At 44.2% G+C, this 18,816-nt stretch carries 13 protein-coding genes; 5 read left to right on the top strand and 8 right to left on the bottom strand.

Features of this window, described 5'->3' with window-relative positions; all coding sequences use genetic code 11:
* Positions 1–110: 110 nt before the first annotated feature.
* Together ACJJI4_RS07520 and ACJJI4_RS07525 are read right to left on the bottom strand one after the other, a co-directional pair.
* On the bottom strand, positions 111–566 hold the full coding sequence (locus ACJJI4_RS07520) for a hypothetical protein (protein ID WP_444912874.1): 456 nt from the start codon (positions 564–566) through the stop codon (positions 111–113).
* A 248-nt stretch (positions 567–814) separates the two neighbouring features.
* Entirely contained in the window at positions 815–1,888 is a 1,074-nt protein-coding gene (locus ACJJI4_RS07525; RefSeq protein WP_444927607.1) for a 3-deoxy-7-phosphoheptulonate synthase, read from the bottom strand.
* Between the two features lie 1,636 nt (positions 1,889–3,524).
* On the opposite strand from ACJJI4_RS07525, the gene ACJJI4_RS07530 reads away from it, so the two are divergent.
* Together ACJJI4_RS07530 and ACJJI4_RS07535 are read left to right on the top strand one after the other, a co-directional pair.
* Positions 3,525–7,097 carry a sialate O-acetylesterase gene (locus ACJJI4_RS07530; protein WP_413665537.1) on the top strand — a complete coding sequence of 1,191 codons (3,573 nt, stop codon included), beginning with the start codon at positions 3,525–3,527 and terminating at the stop codon, positions 7,095–7,097.
* A 693-nt stretch (positions 7,098–7,790) separates the two neighbouring features.
* Positions 7,791–8,504 (top strand): aspartate/glutamate racemase family protein, encoded by a 714-nt coding sequence (locus ACJJI4_RS07535; protein ID WP_444927608.1) that lies wholly within the window; start codon positions 7,791–7,793, stop codon positions 8,502–8,504.
* Positions 8,505–8,703: 199 nt separating this feature from the next.
* Here the strand turns inward: ACJJI4_RS07535 and ACJJI4_RS07540 are convergent, their stop codons facing one another.
* Together ACJJI4_RS07540 and ACJJI4_RS07545 are read right to left on the bottom strand one after the other, a co-directional pair.
* Positions 8,704–9,600, bottom strand: a complete 897-nt coding sequence (locus ACJJI4_RS07540; protein ID WP_444917350.1) for a fatty acid desaturase family protein — start codon at positions 9,598–9,600, stop codon at positions 8,704–8,706.
* A 23-nt stretch (positions 9,601–9,623) separates the two neighbouring features.
* The gene (locus ACJJI4_RS07545) at positions 9,624–10,427 is read right to left on the bottom strand and encodes a hypothetical protein (RefSeq protein ID WP_444897538.1); all 804 of its coding nucleotides are present in this window, start codon (positions 10,425–10,427) and stop codon (positions 9,624–9,626) included.
* 702 nt (positions 10,428–11,129) lie between these two features.
* Here ACJJI4_RS07545 and ACJJI4_RS07550 point away from each other — a divergent pair.
* The 3 genes from ACJJI4_RS07550 to ACJJI4_RS07560 all read left to right on the top strand — a co-directional run bounded on the left by ACJJI4_RS07550 (position 11,130) and on the right by ACJJI4_RS07560 (position 13,269).
* Entirely contained in the window at positions 11,130–11,486 is a 357-nt protein-coding gene (locus tag ACJJI4_RS07550; RefSeq protein ID WP_444927609.1) for a VOC family protein, read from the top strand.
* Between the two features lie 151 nt (positions 11,487–11,637).
* Positions 11,638–12,183: a hypothetical protein gene (locus tag ACJJI4_RS07555; RefSeq protein WP_444927610.1), complete on the top strand. Its 546-nt coding sequence runs from the start codon at positions 11,638–11,640 to the stop codon at positions 12,181–12,183.
* A gap of 390 nt (positions 12,184–12,573) precedes the next feature.
* Positions 12,574–13,269 carry a GlcG/HbpS family heme-binding protein gene (locus tag ACJJI4_RS07560; protein ID WP_444927611.1) on the top strand — a complete coding sequence of 232 codons (696 nt, stop codon included), beginning with the start codon at positions 12,574–12,576 and terminating at the stop codon, positions 13,267–13,269.
* A 398-nt stretch (positions 13,270–13,667) separates the two neighbouring features.
* Here ACJJI4_RS07560 and ACJJI4_RS07565 read toward each other — a convergent pair whose 3' ends face one another.
* From ACJJI4_RS07565 to ACJJI4_RS07580, 4 genes are all read right to left on the bottom strand, one after another.
* Complete coding sequence (locus ACJJI4_RS07565) at positions 13,668–15,911, bottom strand: xanthine dehydrogenase family protein molybdopterin-binding subunit (RefSeq protein ID WP_444927612.1); 2,244 nt, start codon at positions 15,909–15,911, stop codon at positions 13,668–13,670.
* Between the two features lie 2 nt (positions 15,912–15,913).
* Positions 15,914–16,372 (bottom strand): (2Fe-2S)-binding protein, encoded by a 459-nt coding sequence (locus ACJJI4_RS07570; RefSeq protein WP_444912884.1) that lies wholly within the window; start codon positions 16,370–16,372, stop codon positions 15,914–15,916.
* Between the two features lie 158 nt (positions 16,373–16,530).
* Positions 16,531–17,217, bottom strand: coding sequence for a nucleotidyltransferase family protein (locus ACJJI4_RS07575; RefSeq protein WP_444927613.1), 687 nt, complete (start codon positions 17,215–17,217; stop codon positions 16,531–16,533).
* Positions 17,214–18,245, bottom strand: a complete 1,032-nt coding sequence (locus tag ACJJI4_RS07580) for an XdhC family protein (RefSeq protein ID WP_444927614.1) — start codon at positions 18,243–18,245, stop codon at positions 17,214–17,216. The genes ACJJI4_RS07575 and ACJJI4_RS07580 overlap by 4 nt, the downstream gene beginning before the upstream one ends.
* Between the last annotated feature and the right edge of the window lie 571 nt (positions 18,246–18,816).

The raw sequence follows: 18,816 nt of genomic DNA on the forward strand, positions 1-18,816 counted from the left end.
AGTAGAGTTGATTTGTGCACCCCTGCGGAGTTGGGTGGCAACAGCTTTAACAAAGGAGGTTAGAGTGAGAAGGGCTATATCCCCACTTGTGCCTTAAGAGTACTGGCTCTTTAGTCCAGTAGGGGGAGCGCGGTAAAGAGCGCGAGTTCATGCGCGTAGGCCAGCGCATCATTCTTGGAGTGGAAGGCCTGCGCCTGGATACTATTGCTACCGTTACTTTGGCGGGGGACCAGTACTACCCGCCAGCTGGAGTGGCTACTTTTACGGTCTGTGGTATGGGGTGAGTAGGAGACAACCTTAACCCCTTTGAACGCCGCTAGCGATTGCCTCTCGGTCCAGCTATGCCAGAGGGCTTGTCTCTTGGAAACATAGCTTTTTGATTCTCCATCAATGTAATGTGTTGCCCGAAAGGAGAATGTGATTACTGCGAGAAGAGTACAGAGTGCGGTGGCCAGCCAGGAGATGGTGGAGCCCCCATCGAGAGCAAAACTTAGGCTGACAAGTAGCCAGGTCAGAGTAAACCCACCAAAGATATAGATTGGTACTTTGTTGGACTGCAGTTCCATATGTGCTGCTTTCCTATTTCCCATAAATGTAAAATTAGGTGCCAGATTTCAACCTCAGTTAGTAAGCCGCTTATTTTTATTTAGCTGATTGAAGGAAACATACGACAGCTATCTGTTACGGCAGGGCAAAAGTACTCTTTTTGTAGGGTCTTTATCAAGTGGATAGCGTAATTTGTAGGGAGATCAAGCTGTGGCGGTTATCTTTTCGGAAGGAAAGAGGCCCGCTATGGGCCTCTCCAGGGGGAGATCTAAGAGGAGCGTGCTTTAAGGGGTTTGCGTAGCTGTTCGGCCATGCCTAATAGCAGGGACTCAGTAGTTTCCCAATCGATACATTTATCGGTTACCGAAACGCCATACTCCATATCGCTTAGGTTTGGCAGAATTTTCTGGTTGCCGGCTTTCAGGTTACTTTCCACCATAATGCCAATAATCGACTGATTGCCATCGAGGATTTGGTGAGTCACATTGTCGACCACCAGGGGCTGTAATTCGTGGTTTTTATTGGAGTTGGCATGACTGCAATCGACCATAATGTTTGGCACGATATTAGACTTACGCAGCTCCTGCTCGCACATTGCAACACTCACTGAATCGTAATTTGGCTTGTCATTGCCCCCGCGAAGTACAACGTGACCGTATGGGTTGCCCGCGGTGTGGATAATCGCAACTTGACCGTGCTTATTGATGCCGAGGAAACGATGGGGGTTGGCGACCGATTGTAGGGCATTGATAGCCACCTCCAGGCCACCATCGGTACCATTCTTGAAGCCCACGGCAGAGGATAGGCCGCTGGCCATTTCCCGGTGGGTCTGTGACTCTGTGGTTCGCGCGCCAATGGCAGACCATGAAATTAGGTCCTGCAGGTACTGAGGGGAGATTGGGTCTAGTGCTTCTGTTGCAGTAGGCAACCCTAGCTCGGCAACATCCAATAGCAGCTTGCGGCCAATATGCAGCCCCTCCTCAATCTTGAAGGAGTCGTTCAAGTGAGGGTCGTTGATCAAGCCCTTCCAGCCAACAGTGGTGCGGGGCTTCTCAAAATAGACGCGCATTACAATTAGCAGGGTATCGGAAACCTTGTCCGCAATCGCCTTCAAGCGCTTGGCATAATCCATTGCGGCGTTCACATCGTGAACGGAGCATGGCCCGATTACCACCATCAGGCGGTGGTCTTTGCGATCTAGGATGTCGCGCACGGCGGCGCGTCCTCCAGCGACAGTCGCCTCGGCGGCATCGCTAATGGGGAGTTCTGCTTTCAGCGTCTCCGGGCTGATCAGTACTTCCTGGGAGACAACATTTAAGTCGTCGAACTGCTGTGTGGTCATGGTGTCTTCTGGTTTCTCTATTCCTTAGTGCCGCGCTGCACCTGCAGGCGGAGTACCTATCCTACTTTGCCATCAAGAATAGGGCGAGGGTTTCATTTGCAACCAAATAATTGGCCTTCTTTTGGGATGGCCATTTACTAGCGACCCTTAGACTGGTTGGTGCAATGCGTTAGTAGAGAGTGCCCATTGCCGCCATCTTTAGCAGCCAAATGGTGACAGATGGCATTAGCGCTTCTATGGAGTATGCAGCCAGAAGCGCAGTATTCAGAGGGCTCCTTACAGAGTAATAGCTGAAAACAATTCGCGAGTGCCAGGAGTGGGTGGCATTCAAGACAAGCCGCGGATAATTTTGATTAAAGATGCTCGATAGTTAACGTCACCGGGCGGTATTTGATTTAGCTATATTATCGATCTAAATCATTGAATAAGCTACACGGGCGCTGAAATTGGCGGGCAAGCTGTCTGTAAATCCCTGGATTATATCTGTGTAGTTTGCGAAGCTAGTGCTCGAGAATAGAGCCGGCTATTGCCTCGTATATGAGTCTTAAAGCTTCCCCATAAAACGAAATAATAAACTGATCAGCTATGTCTTGCATTTCAAAAAGGGCTCGCAAGTCTTTTCAACTAATTTTGTAGTTATCGCAAACATCCATGTGAACAGCAATTGTCATTTCTGAGCATTACAGATTCTAATTTGATGAGAATCTTCTCTGCTAGACATAAAGGTGTTCTTATATCAAATTGGGCTTTTTGTAGGAGCTACAGTGTAGTCAAGTTGATGATTGTTGCGAATAAATTTTCTTTTTTCGGTGCGGATCGATTTCTACAAAATGTAGAAAATTGGCTTGCCTTTTCTTTGTAAGGGGTTAGGGTTTCGTATCGTGCAAAAATAGGAGTATTAATTTTTGTGGACACTCACCTCTATCCATGTGATCAATAATTACTTTTTGATTGCGGGTGAAAAGAGCATAATTATATTTTCAATCTTATGAAGCTGGGGTTGTGTCTTTTTCCTGTATTGGGTAAGCAAAATTTATACCTTCTTACTTTTAATTGACTAGGCTGTGTTGTGAATAACTAGAGAAGTTATGCCCAACGCTTTGCAAAAGATTTACTGCAAGAGCCTTGTTTATAATGCTGTGATATGGTCTGCAAAACCTGAGAGATAAAGAAGCGTTTTTTTAAGTGCGACTTGGTTAACCGTCTAACCTGTCTTGTCGTACTCTTTCTGATATCAAATATATTTCCAACATTGGCAGCAAGCTTAGGGTCCAGTGTCTTGGTAGATGTTGAAATACTCAAGGTATGCCTTAATTGCCTGATGAATGAGCATGGGAAGCTAACTCAAGGGAAGGCTAAGTTAAGTGCACTTATAACGCCTTGCTTTCGTTAGATAGCTAGTTATCAAGCCTCAAGAGAAGACTGATAATTTTCTATGTTCTATAAATAGCCAATAGATTTGTAAGCCTTAGTAGTCAAAAAGAGCCGTCGTGGAAAAGTTAAGTAAGTCAATAAATTTTAGTGGTGGCTTTAATTTTAAGTCAGGGTGACTCAATCAAAGAACTGGTTCACGGTACCCGCGAGGAGATACGGATAAGCTTCGTTTGTTAATTTCAGTATTTCTAAATGACAAGTAATGTTTATACGTATCAGCAAAACAAATCGCTCCGAAAAGGCATTTAAGGCCCCCCTCGTATTATTATTAAGCGCACTACTTTTTGGCTGTGGTGGCGGAGGTAGTAGTAACGATGAGACGACACCGCAAGAGAACACTGGCGGTGATAACTCGGGTGGTGGAAATTCAGGCGGTGGAAATTCGGGTGGGGGAGTGGTAGATACCCCGGATGAAGGTGATGATTCTAACACGCTGCCCATTGCCAATGATCAGTTGGTACAGATGGCCGCACACGGCCGACTTGCAAAATCTATATTTCTTGCTGCGTATGATGAAGATCTGGATTCTCTAGAATATTCTATTCAGTCGGAGCCGGCGCATGGCACTTTAACAGGAAGTGGGCGTCGCTGGGAGTACCTCCCTGCAACAGACTTTACGGGTACTGATAGCTTCTCATATCTAGCGTCAGATAGTAGTGGTGCTAGTAATATTGCGACAGTTACTATTGAAGTTGCGGCAAATGATTGTGCCAGCGATTTCCTGGATGGACCAGCTGACAGCCTTCTGGTGCATGTCCCGTCTCACTTGGAATTCCGTGATGTAGCGGGTGGAAATTCTGTGATTGTTGAGGGTACTGCGCTAACAGAAAGTGCATCTTCGGATCCAGATGTAGAAGGGCGCACAATGTTTGTCAGTCGCAACGACTTTAATAATGCAGACATGACGGTGGCTCTTCCTGAGAAAGATGGCCTCGCGCATTTTAGCTTGTCTTTTAAGTTCATCCCGGATAGTACTGAAGACGATGAAGTGATGGTGAGATCAATTGCCGATACTAATGGTGATAATAACTCCGGCAGCTTTTATATAGGCATCAGTGATGAGGTTGTTGTAGGGCAATTGGGCGGCCAAGACAGCCAGCAGTTTTCTAACGCAGAAAGTACTTTAAAAACCCGTAGCTGTAATCATGTCGCAGTTACGGTCGACAATGGCACGCTAACCGTGTACGTAAACGGTGAGGCTTCTACTTCGATATCTGTTGATGGTGATAGCTATCCTTACTTGGGCGACATGCTGCAATTTGGGCCCTTTGCGGGAAAAATCTGGGATGCGCGACTCTATGAGCGTGTGCTGACATACGATGAAGTCATGGACCTGGGTGGCAGTAAGTGCAATGAATCCATGATTGCTACCAGCCCCTATGATGGTTACAACAACTATCTTTGTTCAACGTACCAGTGCCAATGGTGGTCGGATGATACCGACAAAACCATGGCTAATTTTGAGCATTATATTGTGGCTCAAGAGCGGGTATGGGAGAGGAATATCTTTGAAGCCGGCATGTATGGAAAAGGCGAGCTTTGCACTTACTTCAGTGATGAAGGTTCCACCCGTGATTTAGAACTCAATGACTCAATTAGTAATACGTTCGTTAAGAATTACACCCTGGAGGATAACCCGCTTACCCAGTCTAACGCCCAGCACTGGATGCATGAGAACTTCCACTCCTATCAGGGTAAGCTAAACAGGGTTACAGGTGAGTCCAGTGGTAAGTACACCCTGGAATCCTCCGCAAGCTGGGGCGCGGATCACAATATCCCGGGCGTTAAAGATAGCTTGCTGGGTTACTACACCCTCCACCCACATATTACCCTTTGGGCCATTCAAGACTCTCCCGTCGATCACCAATATGGTTATGACTTTAAAGGCGGGCATCAGTACGGTGCATATATTTTCTGGTCTTGGCTGACTAATTATGCTGTGAGTAAGGATCTGATGGGAGGTGTATTCCGTGACTCCAGGGATGGGCTCAACGACCTGGAAGCAGCGGATGCCTATCTAACAGCACAAGGGCACGATATGAAGGCCCTATTTGCAGATTTTGCCGCACAAATCACGACCTGGGATATGGTTGAGAGTGAGGCCTACCAGGTATCGGAGGCAGCCTCTTTGAGTCGGATGTTGAGTGAGCACCCTGATGCCAGCACCCACGATAATAAGTACACTCAAACATTTGATCAGGAGGGGACGGGTAACAGCTGGACTGATATGGATACCGGTTTTGTACCAGGCTCTTGGGCTTTTAATGCCTTTAAGGTAGAAGGTATTACTGAAGACAGTAACTACACCATTGCGGTTAGGGTTGATGCTGAAAATAACCCAGCTCATGCGGACTTCCGTGGTCGTGCAGTGGTTTACAACCCATCTACTGGCTCTCGTAGCTATTATCCATTTGATATTGATAGCTCCGGGGAAGATTCAAGTACCGTAGTACCGGTACCTGCCAATCATGAACTCTATGCTCTCGTAGTCACAACTCCTGACACCTTCAGGGATTTTGAGTTTTATGATTATGATTTTGCTATCTATCCATCTGGTGGTGACGTAAATACCGATCCAGTGGGTGATACTTCATATGAGGATGTTGTAAAAGTTGTGGTTATGGCAGGCCAGTCCAATATGGAAGGCAACAACACCCGGTTAGATCGCTTGCAAGAGCTGATTTGTCATGCCAATGCAGATTACACCTACGGCGATGTCGACTGTGGTTCTACGGCGATTAGTGATGACCAGATAACAGAGCAGTTTATCAATAATAGTGATTCGCTAGCCGATTATAACCAGAGACTTAGCGATGATAACGAAGATCCTGTGGTGCAGAAGCTCGGGCAATTCCTCTGCCGTGCAGGCAGTCTCGACTCTCATACAGGTGAAACCTGTGATAGCCGTAACTTTGATCTGACTGACCGACTCTTTGCCACCATCAGTAGATATTACTTCTCCTCTAGCGATGGCTCCTATGGGTACAACTACGATGCCTGGATGCAAATGAGTACTGCTATGGAGGTAGCTGAAATTTATACTGATGGTCACCTGGACGCAGCTCTTGAAGGTACACGAGACGATATTACTGTACTGCAGTATCAGGGTTCATTGAATGATACCGGTTCTCTCTCCTTCTCTGAGCGCCATGGTGAATTGTTCCCCAATTACGGCGTGTCTACTAACCGCTATGGACCAGAGCTCACTTTAGGGCACTACCTCGGTGACGAGACTGAGAACGATCTGTTGCTTTTAAAAGTGGTTCAGGGTGGTACTGACCTGAGAGTTGACTGGAAGGTCCCTGGCTGCCATGACTCCGCCGCTAATGAGTGGACCCAAGATGAGGAAAATCAGGAGTCTCTTTACACTGCGATGTTGGAGAAGATTGAGGCCTTGCGCGACCCTGAAGTCTTGGCTGGTTACTTTCCGCAGTATGAAAATAAATCGATTGAAATCGATAGTTTTATCTGGTTCCAGGGTTGGAATGATGGAGGGCAAACTGTAAATGAAAACAACTATGAGGCGAATTTGACCTGTCTGGTGAATGGCCTACGGGAAGCGCTAAATGATTATGACTTGCCCATTGTTATTGCTAAAAGCCACTATGGTGATGCCAGTGGAGCTATCCAGTCTGCCCAACAGTCTGTTGCAGACAACATCTACAATGTTGAGGCTCATGAAACAGATGATCTCTCAGGTTATTACCATTTTGATCCAGCGGCGCATTTAGCGATAGGTAAACGCATGAAGGAAGAGAGAGACAACTTGCGCTGATTAAAAATCATACTCGATAGCAAGTGCGTAGATAAGGCCTCCCTGCTGAAAGTCTTATCTACGCTCACCTAGCCCACAAAGCCAAAAAACAAGTATTATCCCTTCCGTTTATCTTGTCAGATTTTTCAAACCATACTGTATCTCGCTCTAATAGCGTGATATCAATAGCGCTATACTCAAGTAGTTAATTTGCCCCATCAAAAGGTGCGTACTTTAGCGTTTGAGATAGGCGTTACATTGATTGGCTGTGTCTTCAAAATTACTTTTGCTGAAAAAAATATGTGAAGGGAATATTGATATCGGTAGAGATGTAGCCTTTGGGTTTTAAGTTTAGGAGCCTCTGAATAACTCCGTGATGCCTCTGGCATGCAGAGCGGTTCACAATCAAGGCGCGGCTTCGCAGGAATGTCTAGACCTTTCAAGAAGTCACAACGCGGAGTGTGAATCGCTCTGCAAGCCCCGAAGGGCGGGCCTTGAAGGCCGCATCTGCTGCGTTGCAGCTCTTGCAAAGGGCTTCGGCCATTCGCGGCGAGCTGCGCCTAACATCTGCAGACTTCAAGACCCGCAGAGGTATTACGGAGTTATTCAGTGACTCCTTTAGTTACTCTAAAGTGAGTATCGATAGTAGTGCGTATCATAAGGGACCGACATTCTAAGTGGCGGATTAATTCTAATAGATAGAAGTTTAGTAATATGAAAACCTTGCCTAAACATATAGGTATAGTTGGATGCTCCGCAGAAGGGGCCGCCCTTTGCTACAGAACAATATGTACTGAAAGCCCCAAAATTTTGGGGGAGTATGCGCACCCGGAAATCTCCATGCATACTCACTCTTTGGCAGACTATGTGGATCGATTGAATAATAGCGATTTGTTGGGTGTTGGTGACCTAATGCTTTCTTCAGCTAAAAAGCTCAAAGCGCAGGGTGCTGATTTCTTAATTTGTCCAGATAATACCATTCATCAGGCGTTTGTGTATGTAAAAGAATCATCACCGCTACCTTGGCTCCATATTGCTGAAGTTGTAGCAGAGAGTGCGAAATCTCGCGGTTATCAAAAGCTTGGTATTTTAGGCACCAAATGGCTGGTGGAAAGTGATGTTTACCCAAAGAAAATTGAAGGGCAGAACCTTGGTTGGGTGCGACCTACAAATGAGCAGGTACACAATATAGACCGCTTAATTATGGAAGAATTGGTCTGTGGTGTCTCGGCGCCAGATTCAGTAACTTACTTTCAAGAGGTAATTCAAAGTTTGAAGGCTAATGGTTGTGATGCCGTTATACTTGGGTGTACAGAAATACCACTAATAATTAGTGACTCCAACTCTCCTCTGCCTACCTTGAACTCCAATCATTTATTAGCGGAGGCAGCAATTAGGTTGGCTATTGGGCGTGCAGAATATTCCTAGTAAGCGCAATAGTGGGGGCTCGATCGGCATTTATCACATATAAAGCGAAGCCCTAATGTATGGATTTAGATGGCAGCAAAGCAAAAAACCATTTCACGGATAGGTTATTATGGCTTTTGCTGCTGCCTGTATGGAAAATACGGCGTAAGAATCATACTTATCTTAAGCTGTATTGCCGCGAAGTATTCAGTTTCAGTTGCTATCTTAACACCTGCCTTAACACGCCAAGGTAGTTATCGGCCAGCTCTACGTCATCATAGTACCCGCGAGCCTTAAGAAACTTATGGAGTGCTCTTAAGTTATAGGTGGGCACACCCATAAAAGCGTGATGCTCACAATGGTAGCTTAATCCATCGGTGGGGCTGACAAAGAGTAAGCCTAAAATTCCCCTTGGAACCGATCGTGTATTATATTTTGGTTCCAGATGATAGAGATCTTTAACCCCGGCATGCTCAGCGATTTGACGCATTCGAATGATTGCCATATAGACTGTAAAGTAGGCTATCACCCATAGGATATACAACTGCGGAAAGCCAGAGGCCCACAACCCCGCAAACATGATACCGTTAACAAACAGGCCCCGTGTCAACTGATAATTAACTCTCTTATTTCTGCTCAACAAATCTCGACCGCTTAAAAAAAGATATAGGTTTGCCTTTAAACCAGTGATTCCCAAAAAATCTCTAATGAATTTTCTCGCTAGACTCCTTTTACTTACAGGATAGTCTTTGTAGTTCTTCAGATCCGGATCTTTATCTGTGCCAGCATTTCGATGATGTTTTAGATGGCTCTTAATATAGGTATCACCATCCATCAATAAAAATGGTGAAGATAACCACTTGGCAACGAATTTATTATAGGCCCGGGTTGCGAAAAGCGTTTTATGACTGGCTTCATGCATGATTGCAGCTAAGGCCTGTTGACGCCCAGCAAGCAAGAATACTGCTGCAATATATACGTACCAATACGGTAATAGTGCTGCAATAACAAAAATACTAACGATGCCAATCCAAGCGCTTGCTACTATCCACCAAGCTCTGGCATCACTACGCTGCAGAAAAGGCTTTAGTTCTTCTTTGCTAATTGGGATATTCATTGAGGAGTACCTTGTTGTGATTATTAGTCAACACCTAACTTCTTCAACTGTTCCAGCCAAATGTTACGGCCAACACGATCGTACTTACGCACGATATTCTTCAATTCTTGGTACTTCTCTTGCGGTCTTATTATCTTTGGGAGTAGAGGATCAATCGCTAGGCGATGAATGGCCTCACCACCCAACCGGCATGTTTCTGATAATGTTGTATAAATAGGTTTATTTGACAGAGTCTTAAGGCTGTTCTCAAGGGACCGTACGAGATCGTCATATTCGCTATCAAGCCTTCCGATATCCCATAGCTGGTGAGCCCATTGAGAGACTAATGAATCGGGAACCTCATGCAATACAAAACAGTTCGCCCCTACCTCAAGTCCAAGAGTATCTAATGAAGCGATTATTTCAGAATGGGCGAGTTTTAGATTGTTGGGTCGTACCCACAGGTGGTCGAGGCCTACGGAAAAACCATACCATTGGAGAACCGATAATGACTTTCTACGAACCGTACGTGATATTCCTTTAGGTAAGTGACAAGTAAGCCAACTACCGTCCCAAGTTTCATAATGAAAAGTATCATGTTGCCAGCGGTTGATAAAAGCACGTTTGGCGATCGCTTTTTCTGTTAAACGGTACACCCCCCGCCCATCATGGCTGACCAATTCGGTACTTACCAATCTATTTAATGTTACTCGTAGACTATTGATAGAAATGTCAAATGCATCAGATATAAAGCTGAGCTGACTGGTTCCAAGCTCGTGTCGCTTGTTAACGCCCATCAGGTCCAGTAGGACATTTTTAGGGGTAGGCTCATACGTAAACTGATACATAATGATATTTCTGACAATAATCCTGGTATTTGTTCTACGTGATATTACAGAGTAGAGCACAACTTGCAAGACATTGTAATCTTTGGGTTAAACAAATAGACGCTTAAATCCACGGTAATGCCATCTACTGCTACCCGATATCCCTATCATCGTGATAGAAATCTATGGGGGAGGATTATATTCAAGTGCTTGATAAGCTCTCTGTGCGAGGATGAGATGATAATTTCAAACTTTGTTGCTAGGGCAGTTAAAGTTGTAGATGTTAATATCTAACACAGGTGTAACTTGTACAAATTATGTGTTCTAGAAGTTCTAACAGAAGCAACTTTGTGTATTACTTTAACAATATCCTTAAAGCAAGTGCCTAGGAATAGGTGCTTTTTAGCACTATCTAGCAGTTTAATAGTTGCTGTTGATATAATGATCGATAGAGGAGTCCCATAATAATAAGGGAATGCTATGTATACCTCTAGATTGTCTTTTCGTTAGATTGATAACTGTTCTTTTGTGTGGGTCGGGAAGGGACTGGATATGTCAATTGCTATATGCCACTAAAAGGTATTTCTATAGTTCGGCATCCTTTAATCTAGGGGGAAATATATGGTTGCTTGACTTGTTAACAATTTTTTGTACTTGGGTAACATTTGTTTGTGCAGTTTAGGTTAAAATGCTTGGAAGTCTTATAAAAAATGGTGGTAGAACATGAGTGAAATATCAAAGTTCGGAGTCGTAATATATGCAAGAGATATACAGGGTCTCTCCGAGTTCTATCTAAAAATGTTTGATTTTTACGTACTACATAAAACAGATAAGTTGATTAGTATAGGTAAAGACGGATTTAATATTGTTGTACATGTCCCGCCCAAAGAGCTCCCTGAGCGAAGTTTCAACACAATTAAACTATTTGTCATGGTGGAGTGTCTTGAAGATGCAAAGAATAAGGCTGAGACACTTGGGGGCAGGGCTATGGAAGGTGAGTGGTCAAATCCAATTTTCAAGGTTTGTAACGTAGCTGATCCTGAGGGGAATCACATTCAGCTTAGGCAAGCTAAATCTTAGTAATAGAGTCAGTTTTATCTATATTGGTGAAGCATGATCTTCAGTGATGCTGCTTGGTGGCGAGTATATGTTTCTTTACAGTTTTGTATTTTAAAGTTTGATTTCCAAAGTAACTCTTCAATGTGGTGCGTAATAGTGAGTTGGAGGATAGGTGGATTTAATATTAAAAGATTTAATTTCTTTATCATGTAAGGCTCTGCAGGAGGAGGATCAGTATCTTCAGGAGTCACTTTCCAATAATTCTTGCTACTCGTGTGACCAAGCTGGGATTCTGAAAATAAACAATGAGAGATATTATCAGTTCATCATTGCCAGGTACCTTTTTAGATACTTCGCCAGAAGGATTCAGGTCGAGTATAACTTAATTGATCTTGTTGTTTTCCGGGAAGATGTGCCATCAGAAATAGAAGTGGTGGTGGAAATGAAGAGATGGATGAGCTCAACAGGTAGTCCTGAAATACCTAAAATTAGAAGTGACTTTGATAAATTAAGCAAGTGTAGTCCGGCAAAAGGACTGGCTCTAATAATGTCTTCTAATCCAAAGGGCGTATCAATTAAAGATAATATACAGTATCTTTCTGATGAGCTAGATAGAAATTTAGATTCAGACCTATGGGTATATGAGTCGTTCGATACAATAGGTATAAATGGTGAAGAAAATGTTTTTTGGGTGGCCGGTTATAACCCTGCTTATTGATAAGAGTCAGTTGTAAAAAGACATGATTGTTTTCTGTAATTTACTATTTGAGTAATTCTTCTAGCTTAAAATCGTTTATTGTGTATATAGACTTTTTATTTAGATGGTGTTTATTTGGTGGTCGTCAATCATTCGTGTAGTTAAGTTGAATTTAGATGGTTCGTAACCAGTTGGATGGAGATTAATATGATCTATCCTGCTTGCTGGTTGTAAACTAGTCATAACTCTCAATAGAGGCAGTCTTCAATCAGGTGGGCGAGAAAATAATTTTCAAACTTGCTGGCAGAGTATAGGTTGGCTCTACTGACCTTTATTGGCTGAAGCACATTTAAAGCAATAAGCTACTATGATTGGATGCTAATTACTTGAGCGAGAAAAGGAGAAGTTGGTATGGACGCTGCTTCAGTTAAATTCCCAACGCATTCTGAGCTTCAGAAGGTGCTTAAAGATATTGTAAGCGAAAAAAATGGTGGATTTAACTTAAATATGTGGGCAACTATCGTTGACAGGGATGGTGTCGTTAAATTAGTTGCATTTTCAGGCAAGGACCGAGGTGATCAATGGCCTGGGAGCAGAGTTATTTCAGCGCAAAAGGCAAACACGGCGAATGCATTCAGTCTTCCCGACCTATCACTATCAACGGCCAACCTTTTTTCGGCTGTACAGCCTGGTGGTAGTTTATATGGCTTACAGCATAGCAATCCAGTTGATACAAATGTCGCTTATGGTGGTTCATCAAATCAAATTGGCACAGAAGATGACCCGATGGTGGGTAAAAAGATCGGAGGAATTAATGTATTTGGTGGTGGCTTAGCTCTGTATAATAAGGATGGAAAGCTTATCGGTGCTCTAGGGATTAGCGGTGATAGTTCATGTGCAGATCATAATATCGCATGGAAATTGCGCCACAACCTCCAGCTAGATTATGTGCCTTCAGGAGTTAGCCCCAATAAGGATGACAATATTGTCTATGATATTGTTGATGGCGTTAGCGCCAGTGGTTGGGGGCATCCCGCATGTTCTCCCGAATCAGTTGATATAGCGACAAGCTTCTCTAAAATTTATTCGGTTAGAACAAAAAAGTAATTTAGTTTCCAGTAAGAGTAGTATTCTACACTACCCCAATAATGATAATGGCAAGCCGAACGAGGTTTTTATAGATCTGTCCTTATTTGATGTTGCCCAACAAGGTAAAGGCTATGGCCCAAAAACTATGAGACTTCAGTGTGAGGAAGTCGAAAAGTGAAAATTTCTAACCCTGTATCCCGTTGCTACGTAGCAATCCATGCTTTTATTAAGAAACTTTTGAGCGATTTAATTTTTAAGTTGTAGATCGAGACGAGTTTGATGAGTCAATAATGGAATTGCATTATGTTCAGTCAGTTCTGTGGGTCTTTGTCTACGCTGTTTTCTTTTATATATCCCCCTTCACGAAGAACGAGTAGGGGGATATAAAGCTCTACCTTTGCAATTGTGATCATAACTTAAACATTAAGTTTTTTATTTACTGGCAGATTGCGAATTCTGGTTCCTGTTGCTGCAAATATCGCGTTGGTCAATGCAGGGGCTACGGGTGGCACACCAGGCTCACCAACGCCTGCTGGAGCAGAATTGGCACTCACTACCGTTACCGAAATATCAGGGCACTGCCCGATACGAAGTACAGGGTAATCATGGAAGTTGGACTGCTTAACCTTCCCATCTTCAAAGGCTACCTCTCCCATCATCGCCAAGCTTAAGCCAAAAATCACCGCGCCTTCGGTTTGTGAGACAACTCTATCAGGGTTAACAACAAGTCCAGCATCAATAGCTGCAATTGCTTGCAGTACCTTAAGGTTTGTGTTTTTCACCTCCACCAGAATCGCTATAGCTACATAGCTATTAAAGCTTCGATGAACGGCAAAGCCCCAGCCTTGATTTGGCTGGTTAGGTGCAAATTCAGCCATATTCCTTTCAACAATATCAATCACCTGATGGTAGCGACCAACATCGACTGGGTGACGTGATAGATCCTCTCCGTAGTTTCCGTATTTGAACTGTTGACCGGAAAAGTCGATATGCCTAGGTTGGCCCAACATTTCTTTCCACATCTTTGGGCATGATACTTTGGCATTGTGTGCCAGTTCATCCACGAAGCTACCAATACCAAAGGCGTGTTGAATATTACTCACTGAGCGCATCCAGCCGATACGGGTATGCGCCAATGCTTTAACCGCTTCACAACGATGACTTGGCACAGTAAATGGAATGTCGACAAAGCCAAGGTCCAGCTCTCCAGCGGACGGGTACTCCACGTTTTCGGCAAAGGTAGTGCTAATAGATGGAAAGGCGGTACGTTGTAGTATTGCCGTTGGCATTTGATCGCTATCAAGTTTTGCTTGATAAAATTGGGCACTAATTGCGTGCATGTAGCCGTTTTGGATATCGTCCTCGCGGCTCCAGCTAACTTTAACCGGCCGTTCAAGCTTTTTAGACAATAGTGCCGCTTCCACACTAAAGTCAGGCTTTGACTTCCTTCCAAAGCCGCCCCCTAATAGCGTGACGTTAACTTTCACTTGTTCGTCATTGAGCCCGAGGTTTGCTGCTACATTTTGCTGCGTACTTTGCGGTGTTTGTGTTGATGCCCAGATTTCACAGCCATTTGGTGTAATTGAAGCTACAGCAGCGGGAGCTTCCATCGGTGCGTGGGCCAAATAGGGCACTGTGTATATGGCTTGCTTGGTAGAGTCCTCCGGCCAATCGGTGTTTTCAACTCCTTGTTGGCGAACTAATTTACCAGGCTCCTTGACCCCCTGAATTAACGACTCCATGAAACTTGTGCTGCTGTGGCTATCATTCTTACTGGCAGTCCAAGTTATTTCTAATGCTTTACGCCCTTGCAAGGCACTCCAGGTGTTAGTAGCAATAACTGCTACACCACCTAAAACTTGAAACTTAGGTGGTCCTTCGGGCACAGGTAATTGAATCACATCCACAACCCCGGGAACCTTGCGAGCCAGGGTATCATCTAAACTTTCTACATCACTACCGAGAACCGGGGGCCTGCTTATACTGGCATACAGCATGCCATCTATTTGAATGTCGTAGCCATATCTAGCTCTTCCGGATAGCATATTATCCATGTCGACAATCTTGTGAGATTTGCCGATATGTTTAAAGTCCTTGTTTTCCTTCAGTTTCACGCGGTTCAATTCTGGTATGGGCAGTTTCGCAGCAGCAACTGCTAGCTCTCCATAACTAAAGCTTCTGCCCGACTTTACATGCACAACTTTATGATTCCTGGCTTCCACTTCTCCGACAGGCACTTGCCATGAGTCTGCTGCAGCTTGTTCCAGCATGGTCCGAGCTATTGCCCCCATTTGTCGCATTTTGTCATAATGCTTACGAATACTGCGTGACCCATCGGTATTCTGGCTTCCATAGCGCTTATCGGCTAACCCTTGAATCACAACGACATGTTGCCAATCAGCCTCAAGCTCATCAGCGAGTATCTGAGGTATCCCGGTTCTAATACCTTGGCCCATCTCTGAACGATGACAGGTAAGATAGACTTTATTGTCTTCGCCAACAGCAACAAACAGGTTTAACCTCGGCTCCTTTCCTTGTGCTATGGCCATCGGACTCCAGCTCATCCCACTTGCACCTAAAGCTAAGCCCCCGCCAGTTGCTCCAAATAGTTTAAGTACATCCCGGCGGCTGAAATTTTTTACGGCTGTAAAGCTACTCATTATTAAGTTCTCTTTTTAGCGGTGTCTTGAATAGCAGCTCGAATTCGTGTGTAGGTACCACAACGGCAAATATTTCCAGCCATGGCAGAGTTAATCTCTTCATCACTTGGTGATGGGTTTTGGGTCAATAGCGCGGCAGCAGTCATAAGCTGGCCAGACTGACAATAGCCACATTGTGGAACGTTATTGTCGCTCCATGCTTGCTTCAATTCAGCAAATTGCAGCCCCTCGATGGTAGTTACTTTCTTGCCTTTGGCTTGCGAAACCGTCGTTAAACATGCTCGCGTCGGCGTTCCATCCAAGTGGATTGTGCAGGCTCCACACAATCCAGCACCGCAACCATATTTAGTGCCTGTTAGTCCAAGCAAATCTCTGATTGCCCACAAAAGTGGCATCTCTGGTGCAACATCTAGTGCGTAACTTTCGTCGTTGATGGTTAAGGTTAACTTCTTATCTGACATTACCCGCTCCTTGATAATCCCGCTAGTAATTGCGTATCGGTGGCGAAATCGCTTCTTTTCGTTAACTGGCTCTGACTTGGAAATCTGACCATCGCAGAGCTAGTTTTACGGAAGTACTTATGTAAATTGATACTCTCACTAAAAACTGAAAATAAGCCCTAACTGAGATTTTCCAAAATCATTTGTTGCCATTTTTCTATATCAGCTCTACGATCTATATCTATGGCGACACCCTCGATCTCAACAATTGATAAAGCATCAAGATTAGATTTCTTTTTCAATAAGTGCTTTGCGCCCGTATCGCCTGTGAGAGATGCGAGATCAGTAAAATCTGAGGAGTTAAATACTGCAGGTACGCCAAAACTATTTTGATATTGGGCGCAGCAGGTTTGCCCATATGACTGCCACACAGTGATTAATTTTTGATAATCATCCAAAGTTACGCCTATGTGATCAGCCAAGGCAATTAGCAAACCATCTACCTTAAGGGCCTCGGCTTCGATAACTGCTTCTTTAATAGAGCTTGCAATACCACTTTGCCAGCTAGTGTTAAATCGCCGGTTCACATCGGAAGACAACAAATTAGCCAGCTTCTCTTGATGCGCTCCCAGAACTACCAATAACTCTACTTTTAGCCCGGTTGATGTTTTTGTGTTTAGGCTGGTTAGTTTATCAAGCGTTTGCAACAGCAGAGGCTGACTCTTAATCTTCCCATTTGAGTCAATCACATCTACTGTTGCTTGTAATTTTATACCATTAAATCTACGACTTTCCCCGGCAGCGAGCAATGCTACCAGTATCCGTTTTGAAGGTTGTCTAGCTGTCTCCCGGATAAATTTATTCACGTTGCGACCTTGTCTAGAGGTAACAATCTAGCTTGATGCAATACTCCGTGACATTGAGCCAGGATGCTCAAAGCAATGGACTCAGGTAGCTCACCACCTAATGCTAAACCTGCCGGTGCGGAAAAGACACCATAGAAATCACTTACTTTTATCCCCGCTCTATCAAGAACTTTATCACGTCTATGTGGAGGGCCGAGCAGCGCAACATAGTGTAGCTTCGTTAGGCTTACGGCTTGTAACACCTTCGCATCCAAGCCCAAATTGTGGTGCATCACAATCGCCGCATCAAACTGACTCAGCAGCGATGTAGTCAGCTCTGAATAGGGTTTCTTTAGAATATTTGCACCAGGGAAATCGTAATGACGGGCAAAACTTGCGCGTTCATCAATCACCGTAATGTGCCAGCCTAGTTCTTGAGCAATTTTGACTACTGGCTGAGCATCTAACCCGCCACCAAAAACAGCAATATGAAAGCGGGGTAGGCAGGGAATAATTAATCTCGGATGCAGAGCATCTGTTTTTCCATTTTGTAGTGATAGGGTAGCTTTGGTAGTGCTATCAATCTGGTAGCCCATTGCTTCTGGGGCAATAACTCTCGCAACAAGATCTCTTGAATTGGTATTTTGAATAGGTAACTCCAGTTCGTAGAAAGCGGAGTTTCCCGAGTTCAAATATTCTAAAAGGCAATGCAACTGAAGATATTGGTTCCTATGCGTGAGGGGAAATAAAATTAGTTCTACAATGCCACCACAGCCTAATTGATAGCTAGCATCCGACTCATCACTGGCATCGTAAATCACTTTAATCGAAGTATCATACTGAATAGCGCGTTGAGCGTATCGTTTTAAATCGGCCTCTAAGCAACCACCACTGACTAGACCAATACTCTTACCTAGTGGGTGAAACAACATCATCGCTCCCGCCTTACGATAAGCTGAGCCCTGAACTTTGGTGATTACGGCAAGTACCCAATCATCCTCAGGCGATGCCTGCCACTCACTTAATAGGGCTTCAATATGGTGCGACATAACTCTGTGCTCGAATACATGAAAAATGACCTACAAACCTATTTGGAACCCAGTAAACTGTAAAACACCACAATTTATCGATACTCCAAGAATGTGAATAAAATGCAAGGTCGTTCCCAGAAAATGCGGCAGCTGTGCTGTTAAGCGCGATAGTCGGAAATTGATGTGTGATTTCGTCTAATAATGGGCTGCTTCAATAAGGGTAGAATCTGAGGCGAGGCAGTGGAGTTTTGTCCTAAATGGCACATATTCGATTATTTTCTATTTTGGCTGCCTCTGAAATAGTGGTGCCAGCTCACTAGCTTGTTCCGAGTCGAATCAGTAACTTACTTCCTAGTGATACTTTGGGTAAGGAAAGGCTTAGTGCGTAGAGGTTCTTGTAATTGATCTTTGGTAGAAGAGTAAAGCAAGGCAAAAGAGTAATAGATGTAGAATGGAAAATTAGATATTAAGCTGCTAGTGCTGGGAAGCCATTGGTTACATCAATATTTATAAGGTTAACTAAACGTTAGTATTGCAATGCCAGGAAAAATTCGAGATCCGTATGAAATTCTGTCGATAGCCGGTCTTG

It is taken from the genome of Microbulbifer maximicatervae (SeqCode) (assembly GCF_052467305.1).

Excerpts from the sequence above, each read along its gene's own strand:
- ACJJI4_RS07520 (WP_444912874.1), bottom strand. The coding sequence starts at position 566 with ATGGAACTGCAGTCCAACAAAGTACCAATCTATATCTTTGGTGGGTTT.
- ACJJI4_RS07525 (WP_444927607.1), bottom strand. The coding sequence starts at position 1,888 with ATGACCACACAGCAGTTCGACGACTTAAATGTTGTCTCCCAGGAAGTA.
- ACJJI4_RS07530 (WP_413665537.1), top strand. The coding sequence starts at position 3,525 with ATGTTTATACGTATCAGCAAAACAAATCGCTCCGAAAAGGCATTTAAG.
- ACJJI4_RS07535 (WP_444927608.1), top strand. The coding sequence starts at position 7,791 with ATGAAAACCTTGCCTAAACATATAGGTATAGTTGGATGCTCCGCAGAA.
- ACJJI4_RS07540 (WP_444917350.1), bottom strand. The coding sequence starts at position 9,600 with ATGAATATCCCAATTAGCAAAGAAGAACTAAAGCCTTTTCTGCAGCGT.
- ACJJI4_RS07545 (WP_444897538.1), bottom strand. The coding sequence starts at position 10,427 with ATGTATCAGTTTACGTATGAGCCTACCCCTAAAAATGTCCTACTGGAC.
- ACJJI4_RS07550 (WP_444927609.1), top strand. The coding sequence starts at position 11,130 with ATGAGTGAAATATCAAAGTTCGGAGTCGTAATATATGCAAGAGATATA.
- ACJJI4_RS07560 (WP_444927611.1), top strand. The coding sequence starts at position 12,574 with ATGGACGCTGCTTCAGTTAAATTCCCAACGCATTCTGAGCTTCAGAAG.
- ACJJI4_RS07565 (WP_444927612.1), bottom strand. The coding sequence starts at position 15,911 with ATGAGTAGCTTTACAGCCGTAAAAAATTTCAGCCGCCGGGATGTACTT.
- ACJJI4_RS07570 (WP_444912884.1), bottom strand. The coding sequence starts at position 16,372 with ATGTCAGATAAGAAGTTAACCTTAACCATCAACGACGAAAGTTACGCA.
- ACJJI4_RS07580 (WP_444927614.1), bottom strand. The coding sequence starts at position 18,245 with ATGTCGCACCATATTGAAGCCCTATTAAGTGAGTGGCAGGCATCGCCT.